This is a genomic window from Streptomyces sp. CA-111067 (assembly GCF_050956065.1).
GTDB lineage: Bacteria > Actinomycetota > Actinomycetes > Streptomycetales > Streptomycetaceae > Actinacidiphila.
The window spans coordinates 7,390,506-7,412,921 of record NZ_CP192103.1; the positions used below are offsets into that span (position 1 = coordinate 7,390,506).

18 protein-coding genes and 1 pseudogene are annotated in these 22,416 nt (G+C 69.3%); 10 read left to right on the plus strand and 9 right to left on the minus strand.

Annotated features, from left to right (window positions below; genetic code table 11):
- Window positions 1-177: 177 nt before the first annotated feature.
- Window positions 178-498, plus strand: a complete 321-nt coding sequence (locus ACQPW6_RS32740; RefSeq protein WP_433893331.1) for a hypothetical protein — start codon at window positions 178-180, stop codon at window positions 496-498.
- Between the two features lie 93 nt (window positions 499-591).
- On the opposite strand, the gene ACQPW6_RS32745 is transcribed toward ACQPW6_RS32740, so the two are convergent.
- From ACQPW6_RS32745 to ACQPW6_RS32755, 3 genes and pseudogenes are all read right to left on the minus strand, one after another.
- Window positions 592-963: a transposase gene (locus ACQPW6_RS32745; RefSeq protein WP_433894808.1), complete on the minus strand. Its 372-nt coding sequence runs from the start codon at window positions 961-963 to the stop codon at window positions 592-594.
- 8 nt (window positions 964-971) lie between these two features.
- A pseudogene (locus ACQPW6_RS32750) lies at window positions 972-1,190 on the minus strand (hypothetical protein); the annotation flags it as partial.
- A gap of 192 nt (window positions 1,191-1,382) precedes the next feature.
- Window positions 1,383-1,895 (minus strand): hypothetical protein, encoded by a 513-nt coding sequence (locus ACQPW6_RS32755; protein WP_433893332.1) that lies wholly within the window; start codon window positions 1,893-1,895, stop codon window positions 1,383-1,385.
- Between the two features lie 490 nt (window positions 1,896-2,385).
- On the opposite strand from ACQPW6_RS32755, the gene ACQPW6_RS32760 reads away from it, so the two are divergent.
- Complete coding sequence (locus ACQPW6_RS32760) at window positions 2,386-2,778, plus strand: AfsR/SARP family transcriptional regulator (protein WP_433893333.1); 393 nt, start codon at window positions 2,386-2,388, stop codon at window positions 2,776-2,778.
- A gap of 72 nt (window positions 2,779-2,850) precedes the next feature.
- Here ACQPW6_RS32760 and ACQPW6_RS32765 read toward each other — a convergent pair.
- Window positions 2,851-3,698 (minus strand): IS5 family transposase gene (locus ACQPW6_RS32765; protein ID WP_433894728.1). Its coding sequence is split into 2 segments (ribosomal slippage): window positions 2,851-3,383 and window positions 3,383-3,698, totalling 849 coding nucleotides; the frame shifts between segments, so codons are not numbered across the junction.
- A gap of 149 nt (window positions 3,699-3,847) precedes the next feature.
- Between ACQPW6_RS32765 and ACQPW6_RS32770 the strand changes: the two genes are divergently transcribed.
- On the plus strand, window positions 3,848-4,441 hold the full coding sequence (locus tag ACQPW6_RS32770) for a WD40 repeat domain-containing protein (protein ID WP_433893334.1): 594 nt from the start codon (window positions 3,848-3,850) through the stop codon (window positions 4,439-4,441).
- Window positions 4,432-4,755 (plus strand): hypothetical protein, encoded by a 324-nt coding sequence (locus ACQPW6_RS32775; protein WP_433893335.1) that lies wholly within the window; start codon window positions 4,432-4,434, stop codon window positions 4,753-4,755. Before ACQPW6_RS32770 ends, ACQPW6_RS32775 begins: the two co-directional genes overlap by 10 nt.
- A 44-nt stretch (window positions 4,756-4,799) precedes the next feature.
- On the opposite strand, the gene ACQPW6_RS32780 is transcribed toward ACQPW6_RS32775, so the two are convergent.
- The gene (locus tag ACQPW6_RS32780; protein ID WP_433893336.1) at window positions 4,800-5,459 is read right to left on the minus strand and encodes a hypothetical protein; all 660 of its coding nucleotides are present in this window, start codon (window positions 5,457-5,459) and stop codon (window positions 4,800-4,802) included.
- A gap of 137 nt (window positions 5,460-5,596) precedes the next feature.
- On the opposite strand from ACQPW6_RS32780, the gene ACQPW6_RS32785 reads away from it, so the two are divergent.
- Window positions 5,597-6,049, plus strand: coding sequence for a GNAT family N-acetyltransferase (locus ACQPW6_RS32785; protein ID WP_433893337.1), 453 nt, complete (start codon window positions 5,597-5,599; stop codon window positions 6,047-6,049).
- Window positions 6,050-6,648: 599 nt separating this feature from the next.
- Here ACQPW6_RS32785 and treY read toward each other — a convergent pair.
- Both treY and glgX read right to left on the minus strand, forming a co-directional pair.
- On the minus strand, window positions 6,649-9,090 hold the full coding sequence (gene treY, locus ACQPW6_RS32790; RefSeq protein WP_433893338.1) for a malto-oligosyltrehalose synthase: 2,442 nt from the start codon (window positions 9,088-9,090) through the stop codon (window positions 6,649-6,651).
- A gap of 169 nt (window positions 9,091-9,259) precedes the next feature.
- A complete protein-coding gene (glgX, locus tag ACQPW6_RS32795) occupies window positions 9,260-11,386 on the minus strand; it encodes a glycogen debranching protein GlgX (RefSeq protein WP_433893339.1) in 2,127 nt (708 codons plus the stop codon).
- Window positions 11,387-11,668: 282 nt separating this feature from the next.
- Between glgX and ACQPW6_RS32800 the strand changes: the two genes are divergently transcribed.
- Together ACQPW6_RS32800 and ACQPW6_RS32805 are read left to right on the plus strand one after the other, a co-directional pair.
- Window positions 11,669-12,889, plus strand: a complete 1,221-nt coding sequence (locus ACQPW6_RS32800; RefSeq protein WP_433894729.1) for an SAV2148 family HEPN domain-containing protein — start codon at window positions 11,669-11,671, stop codon at window positions 12,887-12,889.
- Window positions 12,890-13,040: 151 nt separating this feature from the next.
- On the plus strand, window positions 13,041-13,778 hold the full coding sequence (locus tag ACQPW6_RS32805; RefSeq protein WP_433893340.1) for a 3'-5' exonuclease: 738 nt from the start codon (window positions 13,041-13,043) through the stop codon (window positions 13,776-13,778).
- 103 nt (window positions 13,779-13,881) lie between these two features.
- Here ACQPW6_RS32805 and ACQPW6_RS32810 read toward each other — a convergent pair whose 3' ends face one another.
- Window positions 13,882-14,067, minus strand: coding sequence for a hypothetical protein (locus ACQPW6_RS32810; RefSeq protein ID WP_433893341.1), 186 nt, complete (start codon window positions 14,065-14,067; stop codon window positions 13,882-13,884).
- 486 nt (window positions 14,068-14,553) lie between these two features.
- Here ACQPW6_RS32810 and ACQPW6_RS32815 point away from each other — a divergent pair, with 486 nt between their 5' ends.
- The 3 genes from ACQPW6_RS32815 to ACQPW6_RS32825 all read left to right on the plus strand — a co-directional run bounded on the left by ACQPW6_RS32815 (window position 14,554) and on the right by ACQPW6_RS32825 (window position 19,707).
- Window positions 14,554-18,612 (plus strand): SGNH/GDSL hydrolase family protein, encoded by a 4,059-nt coding sequence (locus ACQPW6_RS32815; RefSeq protein ID WP_433893342.1) that lies wholly within the window; start codon window positions 14,554-14,556, stop codon window positions 18,610-18,612.
- Window positions 18,609-19,106, plus strand: a complete 498-nt coding sequence (locus ACQPW6_RS32820; protein WP_433893343.1) for a hypothetical protein — start codon at window positions 18,609-18,611, stop codon at window positions 19,104-19,106. The genes ACQPW6_RS32815 and ACQPW6_RS32820 overlap by 4 nt, the downstream gene beginning before the upstream one ends.
- A gap of 166 nt (window positions 19,107-19,272) precedes the next feature.
- A complete protein-coding gene (locus ACQPW6_RS32825) occupies window positions 19,273-19,707 on the plus strand; it encodes a nucleoside deaminase (protein ID WP_433893344.1) in 435 nt (144 codons plus the stop codon).
- On the opposite strand, the gene ACQPW6_RS32830 is transcribed toward ACQPW6_RS32825, so the two are convergent.
- Entirely contained in the window at window positions 19,695-20,447 is a 753-nt protein-coding gene (locus ACQPW6_RS32830; protein ID WP_433893345.1) for a class I SAM-dependent methyltransferase, read from the minus strand. The genes ACQPW6_RS32825 and ACQPW6_RS32830 overlap by 13 nt on opposite strands.
- Window positions 20,448-22,416: the final 1,969 nt, after the last annotated feature.

Genomic DNA, 22,416 nt, shown 5'->3' on the forward strand with positions numbered 1-22,416 from the left:
GGCGACGGCGCCCAGCCGGGAGACTAACCACACCACCCACCCCCCGGTCGCTCGCTTGTAGCCTCCGTGCAGGCGGAGACGCTGCCGTTCCGCCCTTAGAGCTCGTAACACGATCTTGTGGTCTCAGTTGCTGTACCGATGATGCTTGGCCGTCCACCTGCCCGTGATACTTGGGCGATGGACAGCTTCGAGGGCATCGCGACGCTTGAGTGGTGGGCCAACCGGTCGACGTGTTTGGCCAGGCTCGGCGTGCGAGTCGCGGTTCGCATCAGTGGCAATGATTGGGCGTGCGACGCGGTCCTCGAACCGCCCCTGACTGCGGAGGACCGAGAGGGCTTCGACTTCCTGATGGCGTTCGATCCGCTCTTCACCCTGCGCTTCGACGAAGAAGGCATGCTGCACGTAAACGTGGTCGCAGCTGGAGACGACGGACGACTCACTCTTACCGCTTATCAGGCAGAGGCCGCGGAGACAGCCGGTTCCAGGCGGCTGCCGTAGAAGCAGCCCCCTCCAACATCGACTACTTGGTTGAGCCTCGGCGCCCTACGAGGTCCAGACATTGTGATCAGCGTGGCTCTCGGCAGGGCTTGATCAAGTTCCGTGGGGGTCTGGATTGTTCGTAGTGCCCAGGAGCGGAAGTGCGCGTTCGGGGTGGTCGCGGATTGCTTGGGTGGTCTTGGCGATGTTGTCGGCTCCGAGGGTTTTCAGCACGCCGATGGCGAGGTTGCGCAGGGTCGCCATAGCGCGTGGTGCGGTCCCGGTGTGGACTGTGGAGGCGTCCTCGGCGAAGGTGACGTCTCGGATGTGGTGAGAGGAGTTCTCCACTTCCCAGTGCCCGCGGATGGCTGTGGCCAGGTCGGCGGGGCTGGTCTGGTGGGCGTCGAGGCAGGTGACGGCGTAGAGAGCGGATGGCGGCGGATGCCGATAACCGACAGCAGCATGGTCGAGGCGCGCTCGCCCCACTCCGCGAGTTCATCGATGCTCCTCGCGCCCGACCGGACTGCGAAAGCGCACTCCAGCAGGACCGCCGTCAGCGGGTACCACCGGCCGCGCCGCGAGCGCGGGTCGGGCACCGAGTCGCGGTAGGGGCGCAGGTCAGCGACGCGGCCGGCGTCCAGCAGACCTGGCTTCAGCAGCACAGCGGGGACGGGAGAAGATCTAGCGGCAGGCACGGGCGACCTCGTGTTCATCGGGCTTCGACACCGCAATGATCATGGAGCCCGTGCCTGCCCTGCTACGCCCCCACGTCGGTCACCACTCGACCAACCTGCACAACCCCGGAACGTGCAGCCGCCCTGAAGTGGATGTGCATGACAAGGCTTGTCCTGGTCCCTCGTACGTCGATGTCCGCTTCGTGGTGCCGGGCAGCGAGCGGCGGGGAGTCAGACGGCGGTGGTCGAGTACGTGTCGCTATGCCCGTCGGAGCGAACCAGGGTTGTAGTGGTCTGCATTACCACGCCGCGGGTCAAGGACCCCCCGGAAGGGGCGTAGAGGGTCAGCGAACTCCAGGTGGCCGAGCAGCCGTACACGTTGGGGCCGCACGTCCTGTCGTAGGTGAGGGTCTCCTGGCTCGGTCCGGCAGAGCAGGAGAAGCCGAACGGAAGAGAGATCGAGCAGCCCTGCAGGTTGGAGCCGAACACGGTGAAGGAGACCGTCATGTTGATGTGGTCGGCGTAGACGCCGTACCCACCGGGCCCGCAGTCGGTCATCTGATCCACCCACGCGTGCGCGTTGGTGATCGTGTAGTGGCTGTGGTTGGAGGTGTCAGCCGAGTAGATCTCGTGCGTCTCGGAGGATGCCCCATACGGGTTGTACGTCCACTCCTTGCTGCAGCCTTCTGCTTTCTGCGTACTCCAGGTTCCGGAGGCGAAGGCCATCTCGGAGGCGCCGAACACGAGGGCTACGGCAAGCGAGGCGATGACCGCGATTCGGCGGATGATGCGTTGCGGCTGTCGGTCCGACCTGGATATCCGAGTTCGAGTCAAGCCGAGCATTCTGAGCTTCATTCATTTCTCCCTTGGGCGGCGACCCGGGCGGGTCGACCCGCATCTTCGATTCCGGACAGGCTGCGTGGGCACTGCCGGCATGTTGATCGTGAGCCGCCTTCCCGATGCTGGTAAGTTCCTTCGGCCGCACGCCGGCCAGGGGTGCGTCGGGAAGATCAGGGGGCGCTCTTCCCTTCCTTCCGTGGGCGGATCACCCCTCGTCCGAACGGTATGGACGCCTGTCCGTCGTCCGTCCTAGATTCGTCCTAGTGCGAGGTCGGACGGGGGTTCGGCGCTGCTCGGTGAAGTGCCGGGGGACTATGAGATTCGGCGTGCTCGGGCCGCTGCATGCCCGCATCGAGGGGCGCGAGGTCCGCCTCGACGGGCCGCGGCGGTCAAGATGCTGGCCGCGCTGCTGTTCGACGCAAACGGTGTCGTGGCCATGGAGCGGCTCGTCGCCGTGATGTGGGACAAGAAGATTCCCGCGACTGCGGTCCGCCAGGTCCAGGACGCGCTGTCGGGGCTGCTTCGCAATCTCGCCGCGTCCGGGGCACTCGCGTCCCTGATCAGTACGCGGCGCGGCGGCTATCAGATCCATCTGGAACGGGAACAGCTGGACCTGCTGGAATTCGACCGAAAGCGCACTCCAGCAGGACCGCCGTCAGCGGGTACCACCGGCCGCGCCGCGAGCGCGGGTCGGGCACCGAGTCGCGGTAGGGGCGCAGGTCAGCGACGCGGCCGGCGTCCAGCAGACCTGGCTTCAGCAGCACAGCGGGGACGGGAGAAGATCTAGCGGCAGGCACGGGCGACCTCGTGTTCATCGGGCTTCGACACCGCAATGATCATGGAGCCCGTGCCTGCCCTGCTACGCCCCCACGTCGGTCACCACTCGACCAACCTGCACAACCCCGGAACGTGCAGCCGCCCTGGGCTCTCGGTGGAGTCGACGCCAGCAGATGAGCCCGCAGGCGAGTGAGACGAGGGCCTTGTGGAGGTCGAGGCGTCGTTCCCAGCGGATCGCGAGGCGCTTGAACTGATGCAGCAGAGCGAAGGTCTGCTCGACGACATAGCGGAGCTTCCCCAGGCCGGCGATGTTGGGGCCGCCCTGGTACGAGATGACCGGCAGGATTCGGCGGTTCCGTAGTTCCCGGCGGTTGGGGTTGCTGGCGTAGCCCTTGTCGCCGAGGAGAGCATCGGGCCTCCTGCGGGGTCGTCCCCTGCGGCCGGCGACCGGCGGAATGCCGTCGACCAGGGCGAGGGTCTGGGTGACATCGTTGACGTTGGCCGCGGTGGTGATGACTGTGAAGGGAGTGCCGTTGCCGTCGCAGATCAGGTGGTGTTTGCTGCCGGTCTTGCCCCGGTCGACGGGTGACGGGCCGGTCGCCTCGCCCCTTTTTTCGCCTTCACGTGGGAGGCGTCAATGCAGGCGCGCGTCCAGTCGATCTGCCCGGCCGCGTTCAACTCGACTAGCAGTATGCGGTGCAGGGCTTCGAAGACCCCCGCTTGATGCCACCGGCCGAGCCGCCGCCAGCAGGTCTGTCCCGAGCCGAAGCCCAGCTCCAGAGGCAGTTGCTGCCAGGTGATCCCGGTATACAGCACGAACAGGATGCCCTCCAGGCACCGCCGGTCGTCCACCGGACGCGGCCCCGGCGACCGCTGCGGCCACTTCGGCAGCAGCGGCTCGACCACCGCCCATAATGCGTCGTCCACGATCCACGGCCTGTTGCTCACACCTTCACGAACGGCCGAATCGTCACACCGGACACGCCCGCCTGCGCCGAATCACAAGATCGTGTTACGAGCTCTTAGGGATTGGGGTATGCGTGCTCATCGCAGGAGCTCATGACGGGGTAGCAGGCCCCGTGCTGCTGGAGCCCGACCCGACCGGGATGAACGCAGGCTTCGTCTTGGTCTCGACGGAGGATGTGCGTAGCGGGTTGTCCCGATGGGACGCCGAGACCGGTGCGCTGCTCTGGTGTTCGAGAGAGGAATTGTCGGGTGTGAATGCGCTCGCCGCGGTCCGGGTGGCCGGAACCGGGATGTTGATCGCGGCGGCGGGTGAGCAAGGCGTGGATTTCTGGGACGCGTCAGACGGCCGCCCGCTGCCATGGCGGAGCGCGTATCGAGGAACGGTGTGGTCCCTGGCGGCCGCCTATCTGCCCGGTGGGCGAGCGATTCTGGTGGGGGCGGGACACGACGAGAAGGTGCATCGCTGGGAAGTCGATGCCAGCGCTCGTCCGGCTCCCGCGCTGGAGGGCCACGGTGCCATCGTCACGTGCGTGGCTACGAGCAACCTGCCTGACGGCTCCGCACTGATCGCCTCGGGTGGGGACGACGGGCGCGTGCTTCGTTGGGATGCCGCAAGCGGATGCTGGGAGCGCCGCTACGGAGCTGCCGCTTCGCCGGTATCACCAACGTGGCTCTGTTCCCATTGCCGACCGGCCAAATGGTGGTAACGGCAGCTGACACCAACGACCTGCTGTACCGGTGGGACGCGCTCACCGGCCAGCCGATCGGACCACCCATTGCGATGGGCGACCGCGCGCGAATGCTGTGCGCGATCCATCTGAGGGGGACTCCGCTTGTCATTGCCTCCGGTGACGACGAAGTGGTGCGCTGCTGGAACGCCGTCACGGGTGAGCAAATCGACTGGACCGTAACCGGCGTTGCCGTCGCTTGCGCACAGCGCGCCGACGGGACGGTCTTCCTCGCCACCGGCTCATACGGCGGTGACGTCACAGTCCACGACCTGGGCCACGTTCGGCTCTGATGCACCTCGCAGGTCCTGATCGTGCAACCGGCTGCTGGGCCCCGTCATTCAGGCATTGTGCTCGACCGGCTCATCCCGGCCAGCCACGCCTTCAACTCCTTCCAGGCGGCCTGCTCCTCCGCCTGGGTGCCCCACCACCACGTGAAGGGCGGCGTGTCGGACTCCAGGTCCTCCCGCCACCACTCGACGCATTCATCCAAATGCCGTCTGCCGATCTGGCCCATTTCCAATTCCCAGCGGGCCAGCCACGGGGTGGCTGTGGAACTCGCGATCACACACGACGCGAACACCTCCGGCACGGGGGTCGGTGGCGACGTCTCGCGCAGAGTGTGCGTCCACCACGCATCCAGGAAGCCGGAGATTGAGTCGGCCTGTTCACCGGGCCACCGCGACCAGCCCGCCGCAGCCACCCCCCGTGCGATGAGCTCCGGTTCGTTCGCCCCCTCCGCGAGGTAGGCGACGAGTCGCGGCAACTCCCGCCGGATGACCGCCGGTTGGTCACCCCAGTGGCCTGGTTCCTTCTGCGCGACCTGGCGGACGAGATCTACGGGAAGGGGGATTCCAGGACTCCGAAGCAACTCGACCTCCGCTTCGGTAAAGCACCGACCGCAACCGGTCTCGTCCGCGCGGGCCGTCATCCCCCCGAAAGCCGCTGCCACCCGGCCTATCGCAGCGCCGAGGGCGTCGACATCCTCAAAAGTCACAAAGCATCCCGTCAACACTCCAGCAGGCACCCCAGCCGAAGAGAGCAATCCTAGCTCCAGAGCAAGCGTTGCCTGATCCGGCATTAGGGACTGTTCGAGGTTCGGATCATGACCCGAGCCCTGGCTAGACTCACCTCGTGAGGATCAGCCAGGCGAGTGCAGACGACACTTCCGACTTGGCCCGGCTGCTGTGGCTAGATACCCGCAATGAGGAGCCGGCGCAGCGGTCCGTTGACGCATTTGCGGCGGAACTCGCGCAGTGGTGGTCTGCCCGCCAGGACTCGCACCTAGCGTTCGTGGCCCGACTCCTCCGGCCGGAGATCGTCGGCATGGCCTGGGTCGCGGTCGTCCCTCGCGTGCCGAGACCTGGAGCGACGAGTCGGCTATCGGCAGACATCCAGAGCGTATTCGTCGTACCGGAGCACCGGGGCCGGGGGGTCGGCTCGGCACTCGTGGACGCCGCTTCGGAGCATGCGGCACGCCTCGGGGCCCTTCGCGTGACGGTCCACTCCGGTCGCAAGGCAGTTCCGGTGTACGAGCGGCTGGGCTTCGAGTCGTCCCGACAGCTCCTACAGCGATCGCCTGGCTAAAGGTATTTCTGGATGCGCTCCATGGGCTGGTAGGAAGCTGGCGATCCAGATCGTCGCGGCGCGAAGGTGTAGTCCGGCGAGGTAGCTCTCGGGGTTCTTGTCGTAGCGGGTCGCGATGCCTCCCCAGGTCTTCAGCGGCAAGGAGTATGCCTTGTCACCGGCGACTGCGTCGGCCGGGTGGGGACGGCCGGCTTCCCCATACGCCCGAGTGAGTTCAGCTGCCCACAAGCCCAAGCCACGCTCCCACCGGGCTCTTGAAGCCCCATCAGTGACCGTCAGATGACGACGGACCTCCCCCCACCGATCACCCCTCGCGGCCTCAAAGCCGCCGTCCGGCCTGGGAGGGGGCGGTCCGGGGTGCCCCCGCAGGGCTGTGAACGACATGGGGCGAACGAGTTACCCCGGGTGCGTGAGCAGCCCGAGGAGGTGCCCCGGGCCGGCCTCGACCCCCACCCACCAGAAAACGTGCACCCAAGGACGCACTCGCACGGGCGAGCGAAGCGAGATGGGGGTCCCCCCGGCCGAAGGTTGGGGGAGGGTGGGAAACATCGGAAGGCAACCGGGCCGCGCCCGGGATGCAACCGCTCCGGCCGGCCCGGCTAGGGCTCGCGGGTCAGGAGGGCCACCGGGGAGGAGCCCAGGAGGTCGGAGAGGGGAACGTGGGACTCGTACGAGGCGCCGGGGTGGAGCGCGTTGTGCCAGGTGCCTGGGGGGAGGGGGAGCGTGGTGGTGGTGGGCCAGCCGCCGGACTGGGTCAGGCGGTGGGGGAGGCGGGTCACCGCGGTGATCGCGCCGTCGCCGCGGATGAAGGACAGGACGTGGCCGGCCGCGGGGCCCTCCGCCAGGAGCGGGGTGTAGCCGGCCTCCGGGCCGTACCACTCGGGGTGCTCGCGGCGCAGCCGCAACACCACGGCCGTCAGCCGCAACTTCGCGCGGGCGAAGTCAACGGGCTGGTCCTCCCGGGAGAGAAGCGCTTCCAGCGCCTCGACGTCCGCACGCGCCATCGGCCCCCGGTTGTCCGGGTCGACAAGCGTGAACACCGGCCCCTCCGTCCCCTGGTAGACATCCGGCACCCCCGGCATCGTCAGATGCAAAAGCGCCGCCCCCAGCGCGTTCGCCTCCGCCGAAGGCCCCAGCAACCGGGCCAACTCGCCGACCTCCTCGGCGTGGCCCCCGCAGGCCGACACAAAAGCGGTCACCGCCTTCTCGTACGCCTCGTCCTGCTCCGTCCACGTCGTCCGCAGCCCCGCCTCCCGTACCGCCTTCAAAGCGGCCGGGACCAGCCGCTCGGTGTCGCAGCCGGCGAGGCCGACGGCGGTCTGGAAGACGGTGTACTCCGTGTGCCGGTCCGGCGCCGCCGGCGCGCCCGCCCCGACAGCGCGTTCGGCACGCTCGCCGAGCCAGTCCCGCCAGGCGCCGGGGTGTTCGGTCAGTGCGGCCAGCCGCAGACGGAGGTCGGCGCTGCGCTTGGTGTCGTGGGTGGACAGGACCGTGCCGGTGGCCGGACGGTTCCGCTGGATCGTCGCGCAGTACGCGTGGAACTCCTCCGGCGTCGTCGCCGGCTGCCCCGGGTCGCGGCCGACCTCGCACAGCGACAGCAGCGGCGTGTAGCGGTAGAACCCGGCGTCCTCAACGGACTTGGCGTGCAGCGCGGACGCGACCTGCGCGAAGCGCACCGCGAAGTCGGCGGAATCCGGGCCGAGTTCGACCCCGGCACAGGCCCCCAGCGCGAGATCGCGCAAGTAGCCGAGCGCGGAGGCCAGTTCGGGCGCCGACTCCGACACCGCGTCGGCAGCGGCCCGCTGGACCATCTCCGTGTCAGCCGCGGTCGCCGGCCGCCCCGGCACCACGTACGGGCGGTAGACCGGGATGCGGACCAGGAGTTCACGCAGCGCGGCCGTCAGCACCGCGACGTCGCACGCCGGCCGGTCCCGCTGCGCGGCCCGCTGCGCCGCGCCCACCAGCCGGGTCACCTCGGCGGCCAGGTCATGGCCGACCACCCGGTACGCGGCCTGCCGCACGGTCGCCGGCCAGCGCCCGCCCAGATCGTCCGCGACCCCGGTGAACTCCCGGTAGAAGTCGGCGACTTCGGCCGCACCCGCCGGGTCGGTGAACACACCGTCGATCCGGTCGAGCGCGTCGTATCCGGTGGTGCCCGCGCAGTCCCAGTCCGCGGGCAGCGGCTCGTCGCGCTGGAGGATCTTCTCGACCACCGTCCAGCGCCCGCCGGTCGCCTCGGCGAGCTGGCGCAGGTAGCCGGCCGGGTCGGCGAGGCCGTCCGGGTGGTCGATCCGCAGCCCGTCGGCGACACCTTCCCGCAGCAGCCGCAACACCGTGGCGTGGGTGGCCTCGAAGACCTCGGGGCGCTCCACGCGGACGGCGATCAGGTCGGAGATGGTGAAGAAGCGGCGGTAGTTGAGCTCGGTGTGGGCCTGCCGCCAGTACGCCAGCCGGTACCACTGGGCGGCGACGAGTTCGGCCATCGGCAGGGTCTGCGTGCCGGGGCGCAACGGGAAGCGGTGGTCGTAGTAGTGCAACTCCCCGTCGACCACGGACAGTTCGTCCAGCACGTCGGGCAGTGGCGCGCCCAGCACCGGCAGCAGCACCTGGCCGCCGAGCGCGTCCCAGTCGATGTCGAACCAGTCGGCGTACGGCGACCGCGGGCCGTCCCGCAGCACGGACCACAGCGGTTCGTTCAGCTGCTCGGGCACGGGTACGGCCATGTGGTTGGGCACGATGTCCAGGACGAGCCCGAGCCCGTGCGAGCGCGCGGTCTGCGACAGCTCGCGCAGCCCCCGCTCGCCGCCCAGCTCCTCCCGGACCCGGGTGTGGTCCACGACGTCATACCCGTGCGTGGAGCCGGGCACGGCCTCCAGCACCGGCGACAGATGCAGGTGCGAGACGCCGAGCGCGGCGAGGTAGGGCACCTGCCCGGCGACGTCGGCGAAGGTGAACCCGGGCTGCACTTGCACGCGATACGTCGCACTGGGCGTCACGAGCCCCGCGGCGGGCGACCCTGCGGTCACGAAGTCGGCGTTCATGCCACCTTCCCTACCCCGGATCCCCGCCGCAGTGCCCACTCCATGCCGAAGGCGCCCCGATGAACCACCCGCCCGCGCCGCAAGCGCGCACCCACCGCCCGCGCCCCAAGCGTCCACGCACGGCGCGCACCCACGACCCGTGCCGCAAGCGCGCCCCGCGGGCCCCGGCTCAGTCAGCCGGCCGCTGAAGAACCATCATGCTCCGATCCACCAGCACCAACTTGTCCCCCGGCAGAACCTTCTCCCCGGCCCCCGGCGGCACCCCGTCCACCCGCTCCGTGTCCACCACCATCTGCCACTCCTTCCCGTGGTTCACCGGCACCACGAACTCCTGTGGCTTCGGCGCCGCGTTGAAGAGCAGCAGGAACGAGTCGTCGACCACCGGCTCGCCCCGCGGCCCCGGCTCGGAGATCGCGTTGCCGTTCAGGAACACCGCCAGCGACCTGGCGTGCGCCGCCTGCCACTCGCGCTGCGTCATCTCGTTGCCCTCGGGGGTGAACCAGGCGATGTCGGAGAGCTCGTCGTGCGTGCCGTCCGGCGGGCCGCCGTGGAAGAAGCGGCGGCGGCGGAACACCGCGTGGTCGCGGCGCAACCACACCATCGTGCGCAGGAACTCGTGCAGCCGGTGCGCCTCCTCGTCCTGGCCGGCCTTCGGCCAGGCCACCCAGGCGAGTTCGTTGTCCTGGCAGTACACGTTGTTGTTGCCGCTCTGCGTGCGGCCGAACTCGTCGCCGTGCGAGATCATCGGCACGCCCTGCGAGAGCATCAGCGTGGCAAGGAAGTTGCGCTTCTGCCGGCCGCGCAGCGCGAGCACCTTCGGGTCGTCGGTGTCGCCCTCGACGCCGCAGTTCCAGGACCGGTTGAAGCTCTCGCCGTCCCGGTTGTTCTCGCCGTTGGCGTCGTTGTGCTTGTCGTTGTACGACACCATGTCGTGCAGCGTGAAACCGTCGTGGCAGGTGACGAAGTTGATCGAGGCCAGCGGGCGCCGGCCGTCGTCCTGGTAGAGGTCGGACGAGCCGGTCAGCCGGGAGCCGAACTCGGCGAGCGTGGCGCTCTCGCCGCGCCACAGGTCCCGTACGGTGTCGCGGAACTTGCCGTTCCACTCGGTCCACAGCGGCGGGAAGTTGCCCACCTGGTAGCCGCCCTCGCCGACGTCCCACGGTTCGGCGATCAGCTTCACCTGGGAGACCACCGGGTCCTGCTGCACGAGGTCGAAGAACGACGACAGCCGGTCCACCTCGTGGAACTGCCGGGCCAGGGTGGCCGCGAGGTCGAACCGGAACCCGTCCACGTGCATCTCGGTGACCCAGTAGCGCAGCGAGTCCATGATCATCTGAAGGACGTGCGGGCTGCGCATCAGCAGCGAGTTACCGGTGCCGGTGGTGTCGGTGTAGTAGCGCTTGTCGCCGCCGAGCCGGTAGTACGAGGCGTTGTCCAGGCCGCGCAGCGACAGCGTCGGGCCCAGGTGGCTGCCCTCGGCGGTGTGGTTGTAGACCACGTCGAGGATCACCTCGATGCCGGCCCGGTGCAGCGCCCGTACCGCCGTCTTGAACTCCAGCACCTGCTGCCCGCGGTCGCCCAGCGAGGAGTAGGAGTGGTGCGGGGCGAAAAATCCGATGGTGTTGTAACCCCAGTAGTTCGCCAGCCCCGCGTCCATCAACCGGTGGTCCTGGACGAACTGGTGTACCGGCATCAGCTCCAGAGTCGTCACCCCGAGTTCCACCAGATGGCCGATCACGGATGGGTGCGCGAGGGCCGCGTACGTGCCCCGGATCTCCTCCGGCAGGCCCGGATGGGTCATCGTCAGACCCTTCACGTGGGCCTCGTAGATGACGGTCCTGTGGTAGTCGATCCGCGGCTGCCGGTCGTCGGCCCAGTCGAAGTACGGGTTGACCACGACCGACGTCATGGTGTGCGGGGCCGAGTCCAGGTCGTTGCGCGAGTCGGGCTGGCCGAACCGGTAGCCGTAGACCGACTCGTCCCAGTCGATGGCGCCGCTCATCGCTTTCGCGTACGGGTCGAGCAGCAGCTTCGCGGAGTTGCAGCGGTGGCCGCGGGCCGGGTCGTGGGGCCCGTGCACCCGGAATCCGTACCGCTGTCCCGGCATCACGCCCGGCAGATAGGCGTGCCGTACGAAGGCGTCCGCCTCGCGCAGTTCCACCGCTGTCTCGGAACCGTCGTCGTGCAGCAGGCACAACTCGATGCGCGACGCCACCTCTGAGAAGACGGCGAAGTTGGTGCCCGCCCCGTCGAAGGTGGCGCCGAGGGGGTACGACTGACCCGGCCAGACTTGCATGTCGAGACTCTTCCACTCCCGGACCGGGCCACGCGGTCGTCCGCGCGTCCGGCCGTTACGTTGCGATACGTGCGTACGTGCATACGTTCCGAATGTGCATCCTCCCACCTGGTCCAGCCGACGGTGACACCTTCGCAACCGGCAGCAACCGCAAGGGTGATGAGGTTTTCCGGTAGTAGTCAAGTAGGGTCAACACGGCTGCGACGCCCCCCGCACCGCAGTACCCTTCCTTGATCGTGGACGGGGGTGGGAGGCGGTGCCGTGGTGACGTCCGGAGGTCTGATGCTCCCGGGTGGTGGCGAGCAGGGAGACCAGCACGACGACACCTTGGCGGGGATGCCGGCCACGGTCTCCCTGGCCCAGCCGGTGGAGATCGGATCGGAACTTGACTGGGGCGCCGAGGCGTGGGCCGAGGTACGCACCCGGGCCACCCGCGCCGGGCGCGCGTACGTCTGGCTGAACCTGGTGGAGCAGCGGCTGCGCGCCGTCGTCAACGCGGTGCTGCGGCCCATCTACGAGCCCGTGCACGGCGAGGAGTGGGTGGTCGCCGCCGCCGGCCCGGCCGGGCACGAGTGGGTGCAGCGGGCCGTCGCCGTACGCGAGGTGAGCCGGCGCAAGGGCTTCCTGCTCGACCCGGCCGACGACAACGTGCTCAGCTTCCTGACGCTGCCGCAGCTGCGCGAGCTGGTGGTGCAGCACTGGCCGTGCTTCGAGCCCTACTTCGACGACCGCCGCGACCTCGAACTCGCCCTGGACGAGCTGGAGGTGGCCCGGCACGTGGTGTCCCGCAACCGGGCGCTGTCCAGGACGGTCCTGGAGCAGGCCGAACGGGCCTCCTCCCGGCTGCTGGCGCTGCTCGGCGCGGGGCCGTCCGAGGCGGCCTCGCAGCGGCTGCCGGTGGACGCGGTGGAGGACCTGGTCGCCGACCGCTACGCCGACGTCATCGGGGTGTACTCCGACCGGGTGCGGTTGCAGAGGCAGTTGCCCGTCGAGGACCTGTTCTCCGGGGCGCGCCGGCTGGACGCGATAGGCATCGGCCTGAACCTGCTGGTGCAGAACTACTCCGGACGGCGGCTGGTGCGGCTCGCCGAATCCGGCTGCCGGGTGCGGCTGCTGTTCCTGAACCCGGCGAGCAGCGCGGTGCGCCGCCGGGAACGCGAACTCGGCCTCGGGCGCGGCGAGATGAGCCGGTCGGTGGAGATGAACATCATGCACATGCGACGGGTCCGGGCCCGGCTGCGCGACCCCGGCGCGTTCGAGATCCAGGTGTACGACGAGACGCCGCGCTTCACCGCGTACCTGGTCGACGGTGACAGCGGCGACGGGCTCGCCGTCGTGCAGTCCTACCTGCGCCGGGCGCGCGGCATGGAGGTCCCGGTGATGCTGCTGCGGGGCGGGTCGCGGCGGGTGGTCGCCGACGACCGGCCGGCCGAGATGGGCCTGTTCGAGGTCTACCGCGAGGAGTTCGAGGGGATCTGGGGCGACGCCAGACCGGTGTCCTGACGGCGGCGGGGCCGCGCGGCGGTCGTGCGGTGACCGTACGCCGGGTTGTGCGGTGGTCGTACGGCGGGCCGTCGTGCGGCGGTGTCAGTGGTGCGCGCGATGATGGCAGCGCACACCGGGGACGGGGATTCGGGGCGGAAGGAAGCTCGCCATGGCATGGCACGAGGAGCTGTTGGTCGGTTTCGACCTGGAGACCACAGGTACGGATCCGCTGCAGGCGCGGATCGTCACCGCGGCGGTGACCGAGGTGAAGGGCGGTGAGCCGGTCAGGCGGCGGGCCTGGCTCGCCGATCCCGGCGTCCCGATCCCGGCCGAGACCACCGCGATCCACGGCGTCAGCACCGAACGCGCCACGACCGCCGGGCGCCCGGCGCCCGAGGTCGTCGCGGAGATCGCGGACGCGCTGCGCGGCTACTGGGCTGTCGAGGTCCCCGTCGTCGTCTACAACGCGCCCTTCGACCTCACCCTGCTCGACGAGGAGTTGCGCCGCTACGCGCTCCCCCCGCTGGTCGCCCCCGGCGGCCGCCCGGGCCCGGTCATCGACCCCCTGGTGATCGACCGCACCCTGGACAAGTACCGCAAGGGCAAACGCACGCTTGAGGCCGCCTGCACGGTTTACGGCGTCCCCCTGGACGGCGCCCACGAGGCCGGCGCCGACGCCCTGGCCGCCGTCCGCGTGGCAGTGGCCCTGGCCGCCCGCTACCCCGAGGCCGCGGAATCCGACGTCTGGACCCTGCACCACTCCCAGACGACGTGGTACGCCGCCTGGGCCGAGGATTTCTCGGCGTGGCTCCGCCGCAAGGGTTCCGCTGACGCGGAGTTGGACACGGGCTGGCCGCTGCGGGCGGTGGAACACCAGCCCTCTCATCAAGCCCGGCCCGGCTCCTGATCACGGAGCGGGAGAGCTCATGTCCGGGCGAGAGCGGCTCAGAACCATTCAGAGCAGGCGACAGGCTTCCACGACGTGGTCAGATATCCCTGCCCGCAGGCTCTCATTGGGAATTGAACTGGGCCCAGCTGTACTGGTCGCCGTCCGTCACACCATACAGCAGATCAACCTCCGCGAATATGTCGGGGATATCGCCGAACGTCACGGTCTTCGGCCCGGATTGCCATGTCTGAATGTCCGGGTCATGCCCGTCGCAGCCGTAACCGCGGCACGAGGCGGCGGCGGTCACGGTCTTACACGGCAGCTGTAGACCGTTTGTTGATTGCCCTGTGCGTCAAGGGCTCGGCCGGCTGGTTGGGGATGACCGGGCGGCCGTGGGTGACGGCGGACAGCAGGTGCCGGCGGGGTTAGTTCAGGCGGGCGGAGCTGCGCAGTGCCATGGGACTTGCCCTTGATGAAGATGTCCGCTTTTGGGATAGATGGCATTGCTTCCGAACTGGCAGCCAGGTCAAGTGAGGTTAAAGCATGGCGCCCTCCGCCTAGAAAATTAGGCGGAGGGGATTGCTCCGCCTCTGGGGTGCGCATGGTTGAACGCTGGGGTGCGAACGAAATCGTATTCCACGAGGGGGTGGCGGGATTCGGATCCCGACGGCTCGTACGTCCTCCCCAGCGGCGACACCCTATTGAAGGGATAAACCAGTACGCCATGAGACAACAGCCACGGAAGAGGCGGAGCCGACGATCATCCGCTGTCGTCTTCGCTGCGGCAACCGCGTTGGTCGCTTCCGCCTTCACCGTCAACGCCGCACAGGCGGCGACATCGCAACCAGCCGCGAACCCGGCGCAGAAGCAGGCCACCACGCCAGAGAAGCAGAAGCAGAAGCAGGCCACCACACCATCGGCCGCGGTCCCGCTGAAGGACCGTGACAAGGTTCTTGGGAAGGGCTGGAAGACCTCCACCGACCGGGCCGTGACCACAGCTGCCGACAGCGACGGACTCCACCTCCTGACCGCCGACAGCACGACCGGCTACGCATGGAAAACGGCCGCGGTGCTGACCGAGCCCCAGCTCCCGGCCGACATCTGGATCGGCAACAGCTGTGTCATGGACGACCACCACGCGGCCATCGCCTACGCACCCCGCACCTTCACCAACAAGCAGGACCTCATGATGGGCGGCGCGTTCACCGCGATCGTGAACCTCGATGACGGCCGCGTCACCAAGCTGCCCTTCACCGCGTCCCTGGCCTATTTCGACCCCACCTGCAACCCGGCCACGCACAGCGCCGTCTTCACCGCGCTCCGCGACTCGCAGACACGCCTGGTCACGGTGAACACCAAGGGCACAACCCTCGCGGACACCACGGCGAAGGGCGAGATCACCTCTGCCGTGCCCACCAAGGACGGTGTGATCGCAGCCGCGGGGAACCAGCTCGTCACCGTCGACCGCAACGGCCGGACGAGCAGGCTCACCGCCACGAAGCACGCCCCCTACGGCATCCGCGTGACCGGCGACGGCACGGTCGACTACATCGACCGCACAGGCGACACTGACGCCAACGTGCAGACTTACGCGCACGGCAAGAAGACCACCGTCGCCAGCGGCAAGATCACCGCGATGAACCTCCGCCAGGGCACGGATAGCACCGTCTACCTCGCCGGGAGAGCCGGCCACGGCAAGGGCTTCACAGCCAGTCGCATCAAGCCGCTGGATGTCTCGCCCGACGCGGAGGTCTCCACTCGCGGCCGTCTGGCTGTCGACCCGGTTCTGGCGCCCGCCGTGCAGACCGGCCTGACGAGAATCGCGGGGGCGGGGCAAGCCGTGACCGGCACCGAGCCGCAGCCAGCCGCCACCGCGGCCTCCGACGGCCCGCTCGCGGTCACGTCCACGGCCACACCCACGGGCAGCAAGGTCACCCAGACCGTCGTCCCCTGGTCCGGCGGCGCGCCCGCCACGCAGTCCGGCGCGCCCGCCGCGCGGTCCGGAGCGTCGGCCGGCGCGAACGGCACGGCCCCCTCCCCGGCGCTCGCCGGCATGTCGGTGGCGTCTGGTGGCGCGACCGCCAAAGCCGCCGCGACCACCGCGGACCACGACCCGGTGGACACCGACCGCTGGTGCTCCGTGCCGCGCAACGACGTCAACGCCCAGGCCCTGCAACCCACACCGAACCAGGTCGAGTGGGCCGTCGACATGGCCGTCCGCGGCGACCTGACCTCGGCATGGGTTTCCCAGGGCGGCTGGCGCTCCCAGGCCGGACTGGGCACCATCAGCCCGCAGGCTCTGTTCCCCAAGCCCAGCCTGGTCGGCGGCGGAAGTATCCCCGCGCAGGTCGAACTGGGCATCCTGGCCCAGGAGTCCAATCTGTGGCAGGCCGAATCCGGCGCGATACCCGGCCAGATGGGCAATCCCCTGGCGTCGGTGGCCGGCTTCTACGGCCACAAAGGCACCACATCTTCCGACTACTGGAAGATCGACTGGGAGAACTCCGACTGCGGCTACGGAGTCGGCCAGGTCACCGACGGCATGCGCCTGGCGGGGCATGAGAAGACCGGCGAGACCAGCCTGTCGCCGCCCGTGCAGAAAGCCGTCGCGCTTGACTACACCGTCAACGTGGCCGCATCACTGCAGATCCTCGCCGACAAGTGGAACGAGGTGCACACCGCCGGCCAGACCGTCACCGTCAACAACGACGACGCCTCCAAGCCGGAGAACTGGTTCACCGCCGTGTGGAACTACAACCTCGGCTACAACCCGCCCGGCTCCGGCCCCGGCGGACCCAACGGCCCGTGGGGGCTGGGCTGGTACAACAACCCCGCCAACCCCATCTACCCGGCGGCCCGGCAGGCGTTCATGGACACCAGCCTCGACGCGGGCGCCAACCACGACGCCGCCCACCCGCAGGACTGGCCCTACGAGGAGAAGGTGATGGGCTGGGCCGCCTGGTCCATCGACACCGGCCACTCCTACGCCACCTCAGGACGGCAGGACTGGCCCGGCGACAGCGGCTTCTCCTCCGCCGGCTTCCAGCCCTCCTGGTGGCTCACCAACGGCGACCGCAGCGAGATCAAGCCCCCACTGGGCACCTTCTGCAACGAGTCCAACGACTGCGACGTCTCTGACCCGCCTCCGTGCGAGACCGACCACATCGAGGGCTGTGACCAACTCCACTGGTGGCACGAGCAGAACACCGTCTGGAAGACCGACTGCGCCGACACCTGCGGCCACGAGAGCATCAAATACCTGACCCTGCGCGCCGAACCCGGACGCGGCTACCGCCTCCAGTACGGCGAAGCCGACTGCGCGGCAGTCCCCGCAGGCGCCATGGTCGTCCACTCCGTACCCAACGGAACACCCACCTGGAGCCAGACCTGCGGCAACGCCGCCTCCTCCGGAACCTTCCAGTTCACCTTCTACCCCGACAGTGCCGGCCAGTACGAGGCCAAAGGCGACCTGAGCCAGATAGGCGGCGGCTACCAAGGCCACTACTGGTACGCGCACACCCGCAATGAGGCGCACCTCGGCGGTGACGAGGGAAGGATGACCGTCGATGGCACGTGGACGCTCAACCAGAGCCTCAACCAATGGGCCCGGGTCATGGTGCACGTGCCCGACACCGGCGCCCAGACCCAACAGGCGCACTACAAGATCTACGGAATCGCAGGGAAGAGCGGCGGCTACGACCGCTACATCAACCAGCACCGGCAGTCCAACGCATGGCTCTCCCTCGGCGTCTACCAGTTCTCCGGAACCCCGAAGGTGGACCTCAGTAACGCGACCGATGACGGAAGCGCGGACGACGACGTCGCCTGGGACGCGGTCGCGTTCCAACCGCTGCCAGGAAAGCCGAAGCACATCGTTGCGGCTCTCGGCGACTCCTACTCCTCCGGTGAGGGTGCGGGCAACTACTTCCCGGAGACCGACCAGGACCATGGCACCAGCACCTGGAATGCCTGCTCGCGCAGCAAGGACGCCTGGCCCCGCAAGCTCGTGCTACCGGGCGAGACCTCCACGCTGGGCTCGCTCAGCGACGCCTGGAGCACCAGCGCAGAACTCGGCTTCGTCGCCTGCTCCGGCGCCAAGAACTGGAACGTCCAGACGCAAGGCGAACTGACGACGCCGGGCGAATACGGCGCGTACCCGACCGACTGGGACGACCGCACGAAGGACCCCGCCGACGGGCAGTTCCACGAGATGAATCAGATGGACTCCGGCGTACTCGACGACGATACGACACTGGTGACGTTGACCATCGGAGGCAACGACCAGAACGCTTTCAGCGACGCGATCTCGGAATGCGCCAGCAGTCCATTCAGCTGCGGCGGCGACGCCTTCACGGCGAAGTACGAAAAGCTCATCGACGACGCCGAGACAAACATCCTCGAAACACTCAAGGAGATCAGGGACAGGGCAACCAACGCCGAGATCGTACTGATCGGCTACCCGGCCCCGATCAGTACGAGCAATACCTGCGACGCTGCCGGCGGCGCCGTGGGGGGCGACCCGCAGGCCCTGACCGACCTGGCGTTCTACTTCGCCGCAGAGGACCAGGACACGATTTTCAAGATCAACGACACGAAGGTTAACCAAATCGATCCGTACTCGTGGTTCACCGACCACGAGGTCTGCGACAGCGACTCCTGGATCAAGGGAGTCAGCATCGGGCCCAACAGCGAGGGCGACTTCCACGCCGGCGACCCCAACGCCACGTGCGCGTGGAAGTTCGACACCTGTGTGAGTCGGGAGTCCTTCCACCCCAACGTGTCGGGAACCACCGGCTACGCGGAGTTGGTCGACCAGGAGTTGGCCAACACCATTGGATATACTGGAGGATGATTCAAATACGGTCGGCCCACACGCCCGGCCACAACCCGTGGTCGGTCGTGTGGGCCATCGCCCTCTTCCTTGTGCTGCTGTTCATCGGGACATGGATTCCTTACACCATGCTCAGGGGCCTCTCGCCGCACGACCCCAAGCCCCACGGCCCCGACACGCGATCGGCCGTAAAGGCGGCCGAGCAGACAGCGCACGCCCTGGAGCAGGCCGACGCTGACGGAACCCTGTCCGAACCGGAGGCCCGATCGGCCGTCGCAGACGGCGGCGTACTGACCCAGCTGAGCCTGGAGGACGACTCGGGCAGCCTGACGGTGGCCTTTCCCTACACCGAGGAACCCCCGGGGACCGGCGTCACACTCCGCCGCTACGTGTGCGTGTACTTCCTCGTGCTCACCGGGCAGGCCGTGGAGACCAACTACTCCGGTGGCTGCTCCGCGCACCCGCGGCCCATCACCACCACTACCACCACCGGCGTCGGCGAGTCTGTACGGTGACCGGCTCTGTTCCTTAGTCGGTGGTAGTCGTCGCAGCAGGACGCGATGGCGGAGGAGGCCGAAGCCGGTGTCCTTTCCTAGCCGGTCGGAGGGGCGCGGAGGGTTGCGGTGATCTCCGCTATAGCATGCGGGGACCGCTGTGTTCGCCCCGATGGAAGGCGCGTTCGTGATCACTCCCTCCGATGAGGTCCTGCTGCGGCGGGCGATCGGGCTCGCGGCCCGGGCCGTGGAGTTGGGGGACGCGCCCTACGGGTCGCTGCTCGCCTCCGCGGAGGGTGACGTGCTCGTCGAGGAGCACAACACCGTGCGGCGGGACAAGGACATCAGTGCGCATCCGGAGCTGAAGCTCGCGCGGTGGGCGGCGCGGGAGCTCGACGCCGCGACGGCCGCGCGCACCACCATGTACACCAGTTGCCAGCCGTGCGGGATGTGCGCCGGGGGGATCGTGCGGTCGGGGCTCGGGCGGGTGGTCTACGCGCTGTCCACCGAGCAACTGGTCGAGCTCAACCCGGAGTCGGGGGCGTGGCCGGACGTGGCGCAGGACGGGCCCGGGCTGTTCGAGGAGGCGCGCGGACCCATCGAGGTGTACTACCGGCCGTAGACCGGCTGTCGGGGGCGGCGGAAGAGGGCCGTCCACAGGAACGGCTCACCGAACGCGCCGGACTCCGGGGGCTCGTCGCGCATCGGGCGCAGCTCGACCTCCGTCAGGTCGGCGAAGATCCAGCGCAGCGACTCCTCGGTGTACGCGAGGCCGCCGTGCAGGGCGGACTGCCGGTAGAAGTCGGCGTCGGGCACCTCCGAGCCCATCTTCCCGGCGGCGAAACACGTCAGGGACAGGTGGCCGCCGGGCGCCAACGTCCGCTCCACCAGGGCGAGATAGCTGATCCGGCGGTGCGGCGGCAGGTGGTGGAAGCAGCCGGAGTCGTGAATCAGATCGTACGGTCCGGCCAACTCGGCCCCGGCGAGGGCGAACGCGTCGCCGTGGTGGAACGTGATGCCCTCCGCGCCGACCTCGCGGGCCCGTTCCCGCGCCCAGGTGATCGCCGCGCCGGACAGGTCGACTGCGTCCACCTCGTAGCCCGCGGCGGCCAGTTGGAGGGCGTTGCGGCCGGGCCCGCACCCCAGGTCCAGCGCGCGGCCGGGTGCGACCAGGCCCCGGTCCAGGTACGAGACCAGGTTCTCGTCCGGCTTCGCCGCGAAGAACGGGATCGGCTTGTCGCGGTCGGCGTAGAAGCCGTCCCACCAGTCGGCGCCACCGGCCGTCCAACGGTCCGCCTCCGGCGCGAACAGGCCGTCGAGCAGGGCGAGTACGTCGTCGACGCTGCGGATGTTCCGGTCCATCGGGTCCCCCTCCGTGAGGCCCCCAGAATATCGCTCCCGCGAGGTAAAACACCAGGTCAGCGGCTATGTGCGGATGTCGTGAGCGGCTGCTTCCCGGGCCGCCGGCCCGGTGGCGGACCGACGCCCCGGACTCCGCGCGCCCGGCCGCTCGTGCCCCCGCCGGGGGCGCTCCCGGGCACGTTCTCGGGTGACCTCACCGCACTGAGGGAACACGTTTGGGCAATAGCGTTGTCGGCGAGAGGAGTTGGCGGTGAGTGACGTGCGGTCGCAGGCCGGGAGGGCTGTGCGGAGCGCTCTCGCCGTGCTGCTCGTTTTCGGCCGGGCCGCGGGCGGGGCCGTCTTCTCGGGCATCCCGGTCAATCTCCGGTTGCACCGGATCGCCCGGTCGGGTCCCGTCCGCCGGGCCCGGCGGGAGGCGGAGGATGCGCTGCGGGAACGGATCGCGGCGGCGGCCGCGGCGCTTCCTTCGGCGCGGCTGGTGTGTGTTCGCGTTGAGGACCGCGTCGTGCGGGAGCGGCGCTTCGCGCCGCGGATCTTCGGCCGGCGTCCGGCGGGCCCCGCGGGCGGGGGCGCGATGAGGGGGACGGTTTACGCGGCGGCGTATTTCGCTGGGGGCGGGGCGATGGACGAGCGCGAGCTTGCGGAGGGTTTGGCGGGGGAGTGGCGGGCCGGGGGTTCGACGTGGAGCGCGACGTCATTCGCCGCATGGGAGTACGACCGCCCGGGCCGCCCGGTGGTGTTGCCCCCGCTCCGCCCCGCCGGGGGCCCCGAGGTGATCCTCCACCGCGAGGCGGTGGCCCCTCCGGGTTGGTCGCCCGGCGACGCGCGCGGCCCGGCGACTCCCACGCTGATGCGCTGGACCTCCCAGCTCACCTACCTGACCACCCCGAGGTGGCCCCTCCTCCACCGTCTGTCCCACCGGGCCGCCGGGTAGGCGGGGCGCCTTGGGGGGCGGCCGTTGCGTTTCCGGGCTCCGGGTGGGTGGGGGAGGCGGTGGCTCGCCCCGGTTGCCACCGGCTGGGCTTTCCGCCCGGTGGGCGGACCCGTTCGTTTTCACGGCTGGGCGCCGTGCCTGCCGTTTTTTCCCACCCCGCCCGCCCGTGCGGGTGCGTCCTTGGGTGCACGTTTTCTGGTGGGTGGGGTCGGTGCCGGTCCGGGGCACCTCCTCGGATTTCCTCCGTGCGGGTTTCGTCGTCGGGTGCGCCCCAGTTTGTCGGAAATCCTGCGGGGGCACCCCGGCCCGTCCCCTCCCGGGCCGAGTGGCGGCTTCACGGCCGCTGGGGGTGATCGGTGGGGGTGCGCGTTGGTTGTTGGGTGCGGGTTACTGATGGAGCATTGCGCCCCTGCCCGTGCCTGCTGGGGCCCGGTTGGCGGCTGCGGGTCGTTGGTGGGTGAGGTCTTGGGCTGATAGCCGCCGTCGAAGTTCAGCCCTCCACCCTGGCTACTTGCGGAAGACTTTCGCCCTCAGCGGCCGTGAGCCGCCAGCCGGGCGCAGGAGGGGACCCGCAGGGCGCTTGATGCTCCCTCAGTGACCGTCACCTGCCAACGAACCTCGGCCCCATCCACCGGTGTCTTGCGGAAGACCTTCGCCTCGGGCGGCCGTCAGCCGCCAGCCGGGCTCAAGCGAGGACCGGTAGGGGGCGCAATGCTGCATCAGTGACCGGCACCCGACCACGAACCCCCGCCGCCCACCGATCACCCCTCGCGGCCTCAAGCCGCCGTCCGGCCTGGGAGGGGGCGGTCCGGGGTGCCCCCGCAGGGCTGTGAACGACATGGGGCTTCACGATCTACCCCGGTGCCGTGATCAGCCCGAGGAGGTGCCCCGGGCCGGCCCCGACCCCCACCCACCAGAAGACCCGCACCTAAGGACGCACCTGCACGGGCGGGCGGGGTGGGAAAAACGGTAGACACGGCACCGTTCGCCGGGAGATCACGGAACTGACCGCCGGCGCCCGGGGCGCAGCCCCAG

What these genes read in the sequence shown, in the direction of transcription:
- ACQPW6_RS32800 (WP_433894729.1), top strand. Translation starts at nt 11,669, where the DNA reads ATGCTCCCGGGTGGTGGCGAGCAGGGAGACCAGCACGACGACACCTTG.
- ACQPW6_RS32805 (WP_433893340.1), top strand. Translation starts at nt 13,041, where the DNA reads ATGGCATGGCACGAGGAGCTGTTGGTCGGTTTCGACCTGGAGACCACA.
- ACQPW6_RS32775 (WP_433893335.1), top strand. Translation starts at nt 4,432, where the DNA reads ATGGTGGTAACGGCAGCTGACACCAACGACCTGCTGTACCGGTGGGAC.
- ACQPW6_RS32760 (WP_433893333.1), top strand. Translation starts at nt 2,386, where the DNA reads ATGCTGGCCGCGCTGCTGTTCGACGCAAACGGTGTCGTGGCCATGGAG.
- ACQPW6_RS32820 (WP_433893343.1), top strand. Translation starts at nt 18,609, where the DNA reads ATGATTCAAATACGGTCGGCCCACACGCCCGGCCACAACCCGTGGTCG.
- ACQPW6_RS32830 (WP_433893345.1), bottom strand. Translation starts at nt 20,447, where the DNA reads ATGGACCGGAACATCCGCAGCGTCGACGACGTACTCGCCCTGCTCGAC.
- glgX (WP_433893339.1), bottom strand. Translation starts at nt 11,386, where the DNA reads ATGCAAGTCTGGCCGGGTCAGTCGTACCCCCTCGGCGCCACCTTCGAC.
- ACQPW6_RS32740 (WP_433893331.1), top strand. Translation starts at nt 178, where the DNA reads ATGGACAGCTTCGAGGGCATCGCGACGCTTGAGTGGTGGGCCAACCGG.
- treY (WP_433893338.1), bottom strand. Translation starts at nt 9,090, where the DNA reads ATGAACGCCGACTTCGTGACCGCAGGGTCGCCCGCCGCGGGGCTCGTG.